Origin of the sequence: Parapedobacter sp. GCM10030251 (assembly GCF_042666505.1) — a bacterium.
In the GTDB taxonomy this organism is placed as follows: Bacteria; Bacteroidota; Bacteroidia; order Sphingobacteriales; family Sphingobacteriaceae; genus Parapedobacter.
In genome coordinates this window covers 41,381-53,964 of the sequence record NZ_JBHTDN010000016.1, presented here as the reverse complement: position 1 = coordinate 53,964, position 12,584 = coordinate 41,381, and the positions used below count along the sequence as shown (strand labels likewise).

14 protein-coding genes and 1 rRNA gene are annotated in these 12,584 nt (G+C 48.9%); 7 read left to right on the top strand and 8 right to left on the bottom strand.

Annotation, left to right across the window (positions count from 1 at the left end; all coding sequences use genetic code 11):
* The 3 genes from ACFQRK_RS22835 to ACFQRK_RS22825 form a co-directional block, all read right to left on the bottom strand.
* Positions 1–116 (bottom strand): 16S ribosomal RNA (locus ACFQRK_RS22835); the annotation flags it as partial.
* Between the two features lie 654 nt (positions 117–770).
* Positions 771–1,760 carry a hypothetical protein gene (locus ACFQRK_RS22830; RefSeq protein ID WP_379010635.1) on the bottom strand — a complete coding sequence of 330 codons (990 nt, stop codon included), beginning with the start codon at positions 1,758–1,760 and terminating at the stop codon, positions 771–773.
* Positions 1,761–1,784: 24 nt separating this feature from the next.
* Positions 1,785–3,131 carry a deoxyguanosinetriphosphate triphosphohydrolase gene (locus ACFQRK_RS22825; RefSeq protein ID WP_379010638.1) on the bottom strand — a complete coding sequence of 449 codons (1,347 nt, stop codon included), beginning with the start codon at positions 3,129–3,131 and terminating at the stop codon, positions 1,785–1,787.
* Positions 3,132–3,326: 195 nt separating this feature from the next.
* Between ACFQRK_RS22825 and ACFQRK_RS22820 the strand changes: the two genes are divergently transcribed.
* Positions 3,327–3,548: a hypothetical protein gene (locus tag ACFQRK_RS22820; protein WP_379010634.1), complete on the top strand. Its 222-nt coding sequence runs from the start codon at positions 3,327–3,329 to the stop codon at positions 3,546–3,548.
* A 29-nt stretch (positions 3,549–3,577) separates the two neighbouring features.
* Here the strand turns inward: ACFQRK_RS22820 and ACFQRK_RS22815 are convergent, their stop codons facing one another.
* The 3 genes from ACFQRK_RS22815 to ACFQRK_RS22805 all read right to left on the bottom strand — a co-directional run bounded on the left by ACFQRK_RS22815 (position 3,578) and on the right by ACFQRK_RS22805 (position 5,540).
* Complete coding sequence (locus tag ACFQRK_RS22815; RefSeq protein ID WP_379010633.1) at positions 3,578–4,096, bottom strand: GNAT family N-acetyltransferase; 519 nt, start codon at positions 4,094–4,096, stop codon at positions 3,578–3,580.
* Positions 4,089–4,949, bottom strand: a complete 861-nt coding sequence (locus ACFQRK_RS22810; RefSeq protein WP_379010631.1) for a DUF808 domain-containing protein — start codon at positions 4,947–4,949, stop codon at positions 4,089–4,091. The genes ACFQRK_RS22815 and ACFQRK_RS22810 overlap by 8 nt, the downstream gene beginning before the upstream one ends.
* 93 nt (positions 4,950–5,042) lie before the next feature.
* Positions 5,043–5,540, bottom strand: a complete 498-nt coding sequence (locus ACFQRK_RS22805) for an ExbD/TolR family protein (RefSeq protein ID WP_379010630.1) — start codon at positions 5,538–5,540, stop codon at positions 5,043–5,045.
* A gap of 91 nt (positions 5,541–5,631) precedes the next feature.
* Between ACFQRK_RS22805 and ACFQRK_RS22800 the strand changes: the two genes are divergently transcribed.
* The 3 genes from ACFQRK_RS22800 (at position 5,632) to ACFQRK_RS22790 (ending at position 7,903) form a co-directional block, all read left to right on the top strand.
* On the top strand, positions 5,632–5,982 hold the full coding sequence (locus tag ACFQRK_RS22800; protein WP_379010629.1) for a VOC family protein: 351 nt from the start codon (positions 5,632–5,634) through the stop codon (positions 5,980–5,982).
* Between the two features lie 63 nt (positions 5,983–6,045).
* Positions 6,046–6,510, top strand: a complete 465-nt coding sequence (locus tag ACFQRK_RS22795; RefSeq protein ID WP_379010628.1) for a 3-oxoacyl-ACP synthase — start codon at positions 6,046–6,048, stop codon at positions 6,508–6,510.
* Positions 6,511–6,562: 52 nt separating this feature from the next.
* A complete protein-coding gene (locus tag ACFQRK_RS22790) occupies positions 6,563–7,903 on the top strand; it encodes a GntP family permease (protein ID WP_379010627.1) in 1,341 nt (446 codons plus the stop codon).
* A gap of 200 nt (positions 7,904–8,103) precedes the next feature.
* Here the strand turns inward: ACFQRK_RS22790 and ACFQRK_RS22785 are convergent, their stop codons facing one another.
* Positions 8,104–8,781 carry a hypothetical protein gene (locus tag ACFQRK_RS22785; RefSeq protein WP_379010625.1) on the bottom strand — a complete coding sequence of 226 codons (678 nt, stop codon included), beginning with the start codon at positions 8,779–8,781 and terminating at the stop codon, positions 8,104–8,106.
* A gap of 195 nt (positions 8,782–8,976) precedes the next feature.
* Between ACFQRK_RS22785 and ACFQRK_RS22780 the strand changes: the two genes are divergently transcribed.
* Positions 8,977–9,840, top strand: a complete 864-nt coding sequence (locus ACFQRK_RS22780; RefSeq protein ID WP_379010624.1) for a GyrI-like domain-containing protein — start codon at positions 8,977–8,979, stop codon at positions 9,838–9,840.
* A gap of 12 nt (positions 9,841–9,852) precedes the next feature.
* Here ACFQRK_RS22780 and ACFQRK_RS22775 read toward each other — a convergent pair whose 3' ends face one another.
* On the bottom strand, positions 9,853–10,242 hold the full coding sequence (locus ACFQRK_RS22775; RefSeq protein WP_379010622.1) for a (deoxy)nucleoside triphosphate pyrophosphohydrolase: 390 nt from the start codon (positions 10,240–10,242) through the stop codon (positions 9,853–9,855).
* A 183-nt stretch (positions 10,243–10,425) separates the two neighbouring features.
* Here ACFQRK_RS22775 and ACFQRK_RS22770 point away from each other — a divergent pair, with 183 nt between their 5' ends.
* A complete protein-coding gene (locus tag ACFQRK_RS22770; protein ID WP_379010620.1) occupies positions 10,426–11,586 on the top strand; it encodes a MalY/PatB family protein in 1,161 nt (386 codons plus the stop codon).
* 102 nt (positions 11,587–11,688) lie between these two features.
* Complete coding sequence (locus ACFQRK_RS22765; RefSeq protein ID WP_379010619.1) at positions 11,689–12,546, top strand: SDR family NAD(P)-dependent oxidoreductase; 858 nt, start codon at positions 11,689–11,691, stop codon at positions 12,544–12,546.
* Positions 12,547–12,584: the final 38 nt, after the last annotated feature.

Genomic DNA, 12,584 nt, shown 5'->3' with positions numbered 1-12,584 from the left:
CGTTACGCACCCGTGCGCCACTCTCACCACCAGCAAGCTGGTGGATCCCGTTCGACTTGCATGTATTAGGCCTGCCGCTAGCGTTCATCCTGAGCCAGGATCAAACTCTCCATTGTAAAAATGAAGTTATCGATCTGACCCGATATTCTCGGAATCAATCTTTATTATTATGTCTATTACTGATTGACTTAGGTCTGTTTTTTAACTTTCGTCTGAAAACAGACTACTCGTTACGCTACATGAATATCAATATCTTTAAGAACTATCTCGCCTCCGCTCGCGCTTCGGCTTTTATATCACGCCGGTTCAGAACCGGCCGATTTTTCTCTCTTTCAAACACCGGCTGCATCGCGCTGCCGGGCCGGAACTTCCTTCTTTCGAACCCCTGTTCCGTTTGGGACTGCAAAGGTAGAAATCTCTTTTTAAAAACAAAAAATATTTTTTTATTTTTTTTCTTCCCGCTTCCACGTTTCCGTGGTCCACCTTCCCATCAATTTCCTACCAATTCTTCTATCAAACAACACCCGCTTATCAACCTCACTTTCATCCCTTTGTCGATCGCGGGGTGCAAAAGTAAGAACACTTTCCTTGAATGCAAACAAAAAATTAAATTATTTTATAATTACGCTGATAATCAGCGTAATTAATTTTTTGCAATCTGTATTCTCCTCAATGAACAAGCCTGCGCCAAAAAAGAGCAGGGTTACAAAAATACGGATAATTCAAATACGATCCCAAATAAATGCATAATTCCTTGAAGAACCAGATTGTCAGGCTTTAGGTAAGTTTATTGCACTGCCAGGCACTGCATTGCCTTTCCCATCTGTCAGAAATGACATGGGGTTTTCCGGATCCTTAATAATTTCAAATAACGTATACTTCCAGGGTTTCCAAAAGTTTTCCAGCACCTGTCCATACGTTTTTACCTGCCAAGGATCAAAAATAGGCCTCATACTCATATCGGCCAAAGACATCGGTTCGACATAAATCTTTTCGTCCGTTGGTAAGATTGTATATTCAGGCAACCGGTTAAACAAATAGGCCGAGTAAAAAAAGCGTGCACATAGCTCCTCAAACTGAATCGGGTGGAGACGCATTCCTTCCATCTTTTCCACAAATTCCTGGTGGTAAATCCGGTTCGTACCATTGTCCTGCAGGCACACAATGATACCAACGTCATTCATTCTGAGCGAATACACCAACGTGTTGATCTCGTCACGGTAATTAAACGTCCGTTCAGCGTTGTCAACCTCAAAAACCAACACGGTAAATGGTACCCCGCCATCAAATTGCATGGGCAAAATTAATGACTGCAACATCAAATGCAGATTTTTGAATTTATGTGCAAGCACCTGCGAAAAATTCATTGCTTCTCCGCTGAGCATTTGCTGCCGAATACCTGTTTGTATTTCATTGAACACGACTCCGTATACCATCCTGGCCACCCATTGAAAAAGTAGCAGGCGGTCTACCTGTTTCACTGCTTCATATCCGTTGTTAAACGCTGCCTCCACCCGGCTATCCATTTCGGCGATCCGTTCGGCTATTTCCGTTGCACAGGGCAGTTGCAGCTGCTTGTAGGTACGGATACTCTCATCAAGTAGCTTGAAAGGCTTATCTTCAAGATCAAATTTCCGCATAAGCCAATGGGGGAAAACCTGTATTTGCTCATCCCCTGATTGCAAGGTTTGCCCACTCAGGAAACAGGTATCGTTGTCGAAACGAAAATTCTTGAAGGGATTATATAAATGTATGGGCATGTATCAAGCTATGTTCATTAATTGTCAGTCCAGGGAGGGAAACGATATTCCTTTTATCTTACGGTACAGTTCAACTGCATACAGGTCGGTCATTCCAGAAACAAAATCCAGCACTGAGCGGATTTTCGTATACGCATCGTCCTGTTGTGTGTGAAATTGGCGCGGCATCAATGCCAGCAATTTGGTATCGTAAGGTGTCCTGTCTTGCTTCAGATAAGCCGGAATAAACTCTTCGAGTAGCCCATTCATTACCTTATAGCCAGCTACCTCAATCTGTACGACCGACTGCGCATTATAAATTTTCTTAACCGACACTTCCTCAATCGTACCCATTGCCTTCACCAAATCTGTATCCACCGCTTCAATCAGTGCTCGACCAAATACCCCATTCAGAAACGCATCCTGATTTTCTGTAAATACGGTTGCGCACTCCCCAATTAACGTATTGATTGCCTTGGCTCTCAACAAGCTCACCCGGCTATCAAAATCGGCAAGCTTTTGCAAGCGCTCTTTCAAGTGTTCATCCCGGCAAACGGGCAGCAGTAAACTCTCGACCTGCTCATAGGGCAGAATACCCAACCGATGGGCATCTTCCAGGTCGATAATGTTATAGCAAATATCATCTGCCGCCTCCACCAAATAAACGAGCGGATGCCGTTTATAGCCACTCGGAGCTTCTGTGTCCTTCAACAATCCTAATTCGGCCGCTATTTTATCGAAAACGGTTCGCTCCGATTGGAAAAACCCATACTTCTTTCGATGATGCACTTTTTTGACGTGGCCGTCCGCGGCCGCACACGGATACTTTACAATCGCCCCCAACGTACTGTAAGTAAGAGCAAAACCATGCTCGTCCTTGCCTGCAAATGGATGGGTCAATATCCGCAGTGCATTGGCATTCCCCTCGAAATGCGTCAAGTCAGCCCATTCGGCCTCGGTTACCTGCTCTTCAAATACGCCCCCCATGCCCGCCGTAAAGTAATTGGAAATAGCCGCTTCGCCCGAATGACCGAACGCCGGGTTCCCCAAATCATGCGACAGGCAAGCCGCTGAGATAATGTTGCCAACCTCCTGCAGATAGGGGAGCTCACGGTCAATATCTGGATTTGCCTTCCGCATCTCATTATAGAAAATGCGGCCCAACGACCGCCCGACGCTAGCCACTTCAAGACTATGAGTCAATCGGTTATGGACAAACACACTGCCAGGTAGCGGAAAAACCTGCGTTTTATTCTGCAACCTGCGAAAAGGCGATGAAAAAATCAACCGGTCATAGTCGCGCTGAAATTCAGAACGCGCATCCTGCTGATCATCCTGCTTGCGAGATTCATATCCCCATCGTTTGGCGGATAGCAATTGCTGCCAGTTCATTATACCCATGTCGCCGCAAAGGTAAGAAATCTACCGTTCGATGCTCTCGCGAAGATCCTCCAAAATTTCCTGATAAACCGCATCATCCATAATTCCGTTTTCCTCGTAATTTAACATTCGCGATGTTCAGGGCAGATTCATCCGGAAAACATTTTCTTTCAGTCCTTGTTGGAAAAAAAGAAGGAGGACCCTACAATGAACAGCCAACAACATCCTCCGGTTGATCCGGAGAAAAAAGAAAAAGGCCTCGCCGAAAACGAGCGCGCTAACCATATCGCTTTTGATAAACAACAGCAATATGGCGATTCAGATGATGATGCTGATATCCGCGAGACCGATAACCCCGATGACGTAGACCGGGAAGGAGGAGACCTAGCAGGTACAGCCTCCGGAGGCTTGGATGACGACGAAACGTAGCAATCACAGCGATCCCATCACGCCATACTTTAAACACCAGGCAGCGATTCTGACGCAGTAATCCATTTCACCATCTTGTGGATATTGAAGTTACGTCCGAACGCCTGCAGCACCAGCCGATCATCCGGCCGAAAGACAAAGCCGGCCTTTTCGTAGCAACGTATGGCCGGCGTATTTTCGTCCCAAACGTTTAATTCCACGGCGTCGCAGGTATATAGCCGCCTGCATTCTTCCGCCAGTGTCGTAATAAAGCGAGTTCCCACCCCCTTTCCGCGCATCGCCGGGTTTCCTACCAAAATTCTTCCCAGTCTCGGCCGGCCATTGTCCTGCGGGATGATTTCGCCAAACGCCACCGGCTGTTCTTCGAACCAAGCTGTATACATGGGTCTGTCCGGATGCTCCGCGCGATATTCCGTGAACTGCTCGAGGCTCAACGGATATGAAAAGCGGTCGCCCGAAAATTGAAACAGCGGTTCTGGCGAGGTCACCCAACTTTGGAGCCAGCCGAAATCAGCCTCCTTAAACTGGCGTAGTATTAGCTCATCCACGGGAAAAAACCCTTTTGCCTGCAGTCAAAACGGCAACTGCAATCAGCCCCGCTATAAAACCGATAAGCATTTCCTTCAAGAACGAAGGCCATGAAGCCAATATATGATGGAGATAATCGATATTATGCACGAATATACCACCCGAAACCAGAATCAGCGCGACGGTACCGATCACGCCTAAACCTTTGATTACAATTGGCAGTGATTTTACTAGCAAATGCCCCAATTTAGCCAACCAGCCGGTGTCCTGAGTACGTTTTATCAATCGAAAACCCGCATCGTCCATCCGAACAATAAGTGCGACGATACCGTATACTCCAACAGTAGCCAGCAGTGCCACCACTGAAACGGTAAGAATCTGTATCGGCAGGCCTTTCTCCAGTACTGTTCCCAGACTGATGATTACAATTTCAATCGACAGGATGAAATCGGTGGTCACAGCTGCCTTAATCTTTGCCTTTTCAGCATCACTCTGCCTTTCCTCGCTCTCCTCAACAACTTCATGTCCTTTCTTCGGACGGTGAAAGAAGAATTCGATGATTTTTTCGACACCTTCATAAGCTAAGTAAAAACCTCCTAAAACCAGGATGACCTTTATTGCCACGGGAAAAAACACATTAAGTGCCAAAGCCACCGGAATAATGATCACCTTATTGAGGAACGATCCTTTGGTGATGGCCCATAGCACTGGTAACTCTCGTGATTCCAGAAAACCCGTTGCCTTTTCAGCGTTGACCGCTAGGTCGTCGCCCAATATTCCCGCAGTTTTGCGGGTTGCTACTTTCGCTGTCGTGGCTACATCGTCCATCAAAGCGCTTATGTCGTCCAGAATTGCAAAAAAACCTGATGCCATATCTTCGTAATGGTATGGCAGTAAAAATATAAATTTGGAGGCTATTTCCTTCTGCTTTTTGTTATTCGTTATCAGCACTCACGGTTCCATCGCCTAGCGTAATGCCAAAATCGCCTCCTCAGCCGGGCTTATCTCTCCGATCATGTACTGATGGATTCCGCAGATTTTCATCTCGTCCAGTATGTCTACGAGACTCGCATATGCTGCCCGTGCGCTGGGACGTATCACTACGGTAATACCTTTTTCCTCTTTGGTCAAGGTCCGCACCTCATCTTTCTTTTCCAATAGCACCTCCCGTATACCTCCTTTACCCATACTGGATGTATATGGACCCGCCAGAGGCTTATCCAGCATACCCCAATACCAATCCACCCGCCCGTCCCCGCCGAGCAGCAACGTAATGGTCCGGTTATCTGCCAACGGCATGAAATCTGTGGAGTCCGCTGTATCGGGCATCGCTACATCGAGTGCCTGTTGTTTGTTAATGTTAGTGGTTAGCATAAAAAAGGTGATCAGCAAGAAAGCCAGATCAACCATGGCGGTGAGGTCAACCCTGGGTTGCAATCGCCGTCCGGTGTTCAATTCAGCCATGATGTAAGAGGTTTATATACCTAGTTGATGATAATCGCCTGTATTTTCCATAAGCCAATTTTCGTAGTTTTGCTGCCATCAGTTAGTCAACATGGCGGTACGAAGAATTGTCGTAAACACGGCAACGGAAAACATAGAATCAGCACACCACTTTTATCACGACATTCTCGGGTTGGAGGTACTCATGGACTTGACCTGGATTCGCACATACGGCCTAGGCAGCTCCATGCAGGTCCAGATCAGCATTGCTAGCGAAGGCGGTTCGGGAACCCCCGTACCTGATATCTCCATTGAGGTTGATGATGTTGACGACGTATACAACCAAATGGTAGAAGCTGGATTTACTGTGACTTATGGTCCGGCCAACGAACCCTGGGGAGTCAGGAGGTTTTACGTAAAGGATCCTTTTGGAAAAACTGTGAATATCCTTTCGCATACCTAATGTATTGATACGTAAATCATGGACTCGAACACATAAATCGTAATTATACGCGCCTTGAAAAAAATGAACCAGCCATACCATGCCATCAAAACTTCGCTGCTAGCCGCTTGCCGGCACTATGTAGACGAACGCATTGCCAATGCCCTGCAAGCCCTCGCTTCGGCCAGTGACGCGGCCGCCGATGATACGAAAAGCAGTGCGGGTGACAAATTTGAAGCCACTCGTGAAATGATGCAACAGGAAATTGCCAGGCACCAGCAATTACTGGCCGATGCGGAACGCATGGCGCAGGTGTTGGCCTCCCTAGACGCACGCCCACACTCGGGGCCTGCAAAACTAGGTAGTCTGATCGAAACCGATCGGGGCACCTTTTTCCTCGCCGTCAGCGCAGGTCGTCTTGACATGGAAGGCAACGCCTATTGGGCAGTGTCCACCGCTTCTCCCATCGGCAGCCGGTTAGTCGGCCTACAGGCGGGCGACCGTTTTTCTTTCAACCAAGTAACATATGTCATTACACAGGTCTCATAATTGAATTCTTCGTATTTTGCCCACCATGACAGCCTGATACATAATGGATACGATGTATGTTTCATTAGCCGCGCTTGCGCTAACCGTCGCCTTCGTCATTTGGAGCACGGGCCGTAAAAAGCTGAACCCCTTTTTTGCCCTAGCCTTGGCTGCACTGGGTGTCGGATTGCTTACTGGGATGCCTTTACCCGATATTGTGGCGCAGCTGAAGGCTGGCTTCGGCGACACAATGGGTAAAGTGGGCGTACTCATCATCCTCGGAACAACGTTGGGTGGCATCCTGGAAAAAACTGGAGCCACCGTTCGCATGGCCGAATACCTGATCCGAAGCGTTTCTAAAAAGAATGCTCCGTTGGGCATCGCCCTAACCGGATACATTATCGGCTTTCCGGTCTTTTGCGACAGTGGCTTTATCGTTTTAAATGGATTGAACCACTCCATGGTCCGAAAAACTCATTGGAACATGGCCGTCATGGCCACTACGCTAGCCACCTCTCTTTATGCCGTGCATTGTTTGGTACCGCCCCACCCCGGCATTACCGCGGCCATTGAAACCATAGGTGCCGATTTCGGAACCATCATGCTTTTAGGTGCCCTTCTTTCGATACCAGCTGCCGCCGTAGGCCTCCTTTACGCCCGTTGGAAGGGAAAGCGCGTGGCCGATGACTATACACCTTTGACGGATGCTTCCCCAGAATCGGCACAATTACCGCCCACGTGGCTATCTTTCCTGCCGGTACTGCTCCCCATTTCCCTGATTGCCTGTGGCTCCTTAGCCCACCTCTTTGCTCCCCAACTCCAGCATTTTGACAGATTGGTTCAATGGCTCTTGTTCGTAGGCGATCCCAGCATCGCCTTGGGAGCGGGTATTCTGGTAGCCCTCTTTTTGGTCAAACGGGCCGATCGCGCGAAGCTTCCGGGCTGGCTTACCCAAGGTGTAGAAAAAGCGGGCGTCATCGTGGCTATTATCGGTGCAGGCGGCATGTACGGGCAACTGCTTCAACATTCGGGTATCGGTCGCGATATCGGGACCTTGCTGGGCGGCACCTCACTGGGCATATTTCTACCATTTCTGATTACTGCATTTTTAAAATCCGCCCAAGGATCGTCCACGGTCGCCGTCATAACCGGCGCATCGCTTATCGCGCCCATGCTAAGCAACTTAGGATTGGATCATCCGCTCGGCTTATCGCTCGCCATACTGAGTTTGGGGGCGGGCAGCATGTGCGTAAGCCATATGAACGATTCTTATTTTTGGGTCGTCAGCCGGTTTTCTGGTATCAGCGCCACCGTTACCCTCAAAGTCTTTACCACCGCTACGATGCTCATGGGGATGGCAACCCAATTGCTTATTTGGGCAATCTGGGTCTTAGCACCCACTAGCTGGTCTTAACCCCACCAAGGTTCCCGCCCTGGCGTCGAATACAGTCACCGTCAACTTACCGATGACGATTTGAAAATCAATTTTCAATATCATATCGTTCGGAGCTTCCGGTCAGCGACAGTTATACGGCTGCCGGCGACGCACTCGTCGGAATGGAAACCGTTGAGCGGACGATTTCGGATAAGCCGATTAACCGGTACCCAAGCAAGTCATTTACTATACCGCACATAGCTTTGCTGGTAGGCTATTGTATCCCTATCGCCCAGTGTGGCCAGAAAATCTTTATTAAATTCGTTAAATAGCTTACCGGATGCTACGCGTATATTGGCTTGTCCGCTATTGCCGGACGGGCGGCTAAGTTTATAAATCATCACGGGAAACAAGAACGACCGATCCGTCCCACTGCAATACGTCACTACTTCCCCTTTATACGAGATTTGCCCTCCCGAATGAAACATCTGCAACGGATCGTTATGTTTACTCAGTCGATAGGTATCCAGGATTTTCCGTGGCTCTTCACCCCTTGCATAAGGGCCTAATATAAATGGAGAACGAAAGACCACCGCTGTGTTGCCCTCACGAGATACGCGATAAAGCACGGCAGAAATGCCAAATTGCGCTGTGCTATCCGTTATAAACGTCATGAAGTCGTCGGGTCTCGGTGCAAATGATGCATTAAATCCTTCCTCACTGTTAATGAACTCCGCAATTACTCCTTCGTCCGTTATTTCGCCTGATTTCGTATACAACCTAACCGATCCACGGCTTTCCAAAGCGACTGCCTTCAACTCAATCGGGAATATCTTTGCAGGCTTTCCCCTGTATTTGCTGCAGCCCGCTACTGCCGCCACGGTACCTGCCATCATTAGGATCACGTTCAACTTCATCTTTTTTTGCACTTATGGTTTCAAATATAAACGGTCATACGGATATTACCACTCTAATCTTAAGGCCCTTCCCTCTGGCTTCCGTATTCCCTCCCTAGATTTTACCGATTTTTATCCATCCGATATTTTTTGTATTCGAAAGTCGAGCGCGGCAAAAAAAGCCATGCTACTTTTGTTTCATTAAAGAGCAGCAAGATGTTAAACGAATTAAACCGGGTGATTGACTATATCGAAGATCACATGACCGACGAGTTATCGCTCGAATCCATTGCCGAATATGCCGGCATTCACGATTTTCACTTCCGAAAAATATTCTTTTACCTTTCGGGGCATACACTTAATGAATACATTAAGAACCGGAAGCTGTCTGAAGCCAACAAGGATTTACTCGCCGGAGAGCGGGTAACCGACGTGGCCTTCAAATACGGTTACCAGTCGATGGACGGCTTTACCCGAGCCTTCAAAAAATGGAGCGGGTTTCTACCATCGGATGTGATCAAAAAAAAGACCCGCAAAACTTTTCCCAAACTTTCATTTATTATTACTGTAACAGGAGGTACTACCATGGAATTTAGAATTGAAGACAAACCCGCATTTCGCTTTGCGGGTGTAAGTAAACGCGTTCCGATGCAATTTGAAGGTGTCAATAACGAGATTGTCAAGCTGGCACGAAGCATTACCGAAGAGCAAAAAAAAGAAATGCATTCCCTTCAGAATATTGCACCTTATGAAATCGTCAATGTTTCGTACGATGCCGATGCCAAGTTTTTGAAGGAAGAGGGCGATTTGACCCACCTGATCGGTGTGCTAACCACCGAAAGCGAAGTAAGCGAACGGCTTGATACGATTTCCGTTGAACCCGGCACTTGGGCCGTATTTCCGAACGACGGCCCGTTTCCGGCTACCTTACAGCAGACCATGGCCAACATCTACGCAGTATGGCTGCCTTCTTCCAGCTATGAGGTGATTGATGCCCCTTCTTTCTCCTTTACAAAGATGGACGGGCAGAAACCGGACCACGCGTATAGCGAGGTATGGATTCCCGTGAGGAAAAAATGATGCACGTGCTTGCTAACCTGCCGGTTCCGCTTTCAATTGTTCAATAATCGGCAGGTCGGCAGGCGCCCAATCGTACCGGTCCAGTTGGTCTACCGTTGCCCATTGGGCGTCTGCATGTTCTTCGAGCAGCAACCCACCACCTGCTACCCTCGCAATAAACGGCACCAAACGGATCCGAAAGGTTGGATAATCGTATTCCACCGGCCGGAGCCGTTTCATTACTTCGATATCCAAGTGCAGTTCTTCCTTAATTTCACGGATAATGGTCAGTTTTTCGTCTTCCCCCGGTTCCACCTTTCCGCCCGGAAACTCCCATTTCAATGGCAGATCCATTGCGCCGCTACGCTGACAGACTAGTATTTTACCGTTCTGGATAATGATCGCACAGGTAACAATGAACATGAGCTGTGTTTATTTGGATAAAGGTACTATTCGTATGCGGATTTCCAAAAGCCAGTCCGCACAACTATCTCCATTTCCCATTGGATGTGAACAACATTATCATCATATTTGATCGACATCAGGAGATCATTGCATCCATGCAATAATCCTCAAAATCGTATTTTCACCTTTATAAAAATGCCAATGGATTATCAATTTGACGACCCTATCGATCGCACGCATACAGATTGTATAAAATGGGATACTGCCGAACCCGGCGTATTGCCCATGTGGATTGCCGACATGGATTTCAAGGCCGCTCCCGCTATCCAGCAGACGCTGGAAAAACGTGTGGCGCATGGAATCTTCGGATATACCCACACCCCGCAGCGGTTCTACGACGCCATCATCGGCTGGTGGAATAAACGGCATGGCTTTGCCCCCCACCCAGACTGGCTGATTCCCGTCACCGGAGTGGTTCCTGCATTATCCGTTATTATCCGGGCATTGACCGATCCAGGCGACAAGGTCCTGTTGCAGCCGCCCGTATACAACCACTTCTTTGCCAGCATTGCCCACTGCGACCGTCAGGCAGTCCAAAACAACCTGCGCCTGCATAACGGTGTATATGAATTTGATTATGAAGATCTGGATGCCAAAGCCTCCGATCCTGCGGTGAAGCTGCTCTTGCTCAGCAATCCACACAACCCGGTGGGCCGTGTCTGGACAACGGAAGAACTGTTGCGCATCGGCGAAATCTGCCTGCGGCATAACGTTGTGGTTGTTTCTGACGAAATCCACTCCGACCTTGTTTATGATCCGCACAGGCATATTCCCTTCGCATCCCTGGGCCATGACTACGCGTTGCGATCCATCACGGTTAGTTCCCCTACCAAAACCTTCAACATCGCCGGGCTGCAGGCTGCTTATTTATTTTCCGAAAATGCAGCATTCAGAGAACAGGTACGCCACATACTGGACATGCAGGAAATGACGCTCCTAAATCCCTTTGCCATTGAGGCCCTAGTTGCCGCCTATGAACAGGGCGAACACTGGCTGGAATCGCTAAAAACCTATCTGGCTGCCAACTTTACGTATTTGACGGACTTCTGTCGGTCCCACCTGCCGCAGATTCAGGTAATCCCCCTTCAAGCCACGTACCTGGTGTGGCTAGACGGTCGTTCAGTTATTCCCTCCTCTGCAGATTTCGCCGACAAATTGTTACGCGAACAGCGGTTGTGGCTGAGTCCCGGCACGCTATATGGGGATGCCGGTGAAGGCTTTTTACGCCTCAATATCGCCTGCCCGCGGCCCCTGCTGGAAGAAGGGTTGGTCCGGCTATCGCAGGCATGGTCCGATTCCTGAGTGTCCGCCTCATTTAGACTACAACTCCACCCGATTTGGCTACGTCGCCGGATCGGCGGCCGCCGAACTTTGTACCATCGTTCATTTAAAATCATTTGACTAATGGTACAACAACAAGCTGATGCGGCAGACGTCGTGAAAAGAATAGAAAAAGTATGGTTCATCACCGGAGCTTCACGGGGGTTCGGGCGGGTGTGGACGGAAGCGGCCCTCCGACGTGGTGACAAGGTAGCCGCAACTGCCCGCAATTTGGAAAGCCTTGCCGACCTGCAAAAGTATGGTGCAAACGTGTTAACACTAGCCGTAGATGTCACCAATCCAGAGCAGGTGCACACCGCGGTAAATGACGCCCACGCCCATTTCGGCCGATTGGACGTTGTCTTAAACAATGCAGGTTATTCCCTTGTGGGAGCCATTGAAGAAGCCCGCGCAGACGATATCCGGCAATTGTACGATACCAATGTACTCGGGCCGGTAGCTGTCATTCAGGCCGCGTTGCCTTTGCTACGAAAACAAGGACACGGTCATCTCCTGGGCACATCCAGTTCCCTGGGACATGTGGCGCATCCGGTAATCGGCTATTACTGTTCCTCCAAATGGGCATTTGAAGCCATTTATGAAAGTTTAGCCATGGAAGTAAAACCATTCGGCATTGATGTCACCATCATCGAGCCGGGAGCGTATGCCACGACGTTCGGTAGCCCGGAATCTTTGAAGTTCGCGGACAACCAGCCGATCTATGACCCGCTGAAGGCCGAAGTGTTCGGAAACATCCAGCGCCTGGAAAAAGGGGACCCCGAGGCAACACCAGCCGCGCTTTTTGCCGCGGTCGACGCTCCAAACCCACCGTTACGCTTATTTCTTGGAAAGCATAGCTTACGGGAGGTTCGCGAGGTGTATGCTGGTCGACTGAAGACCTGGGAAGCATGGGAAACCGTTTCAAATGCAGCGCAAGGATAAAACCACCAACAGCCGGTATCCGATTCAGGGTACCGGCT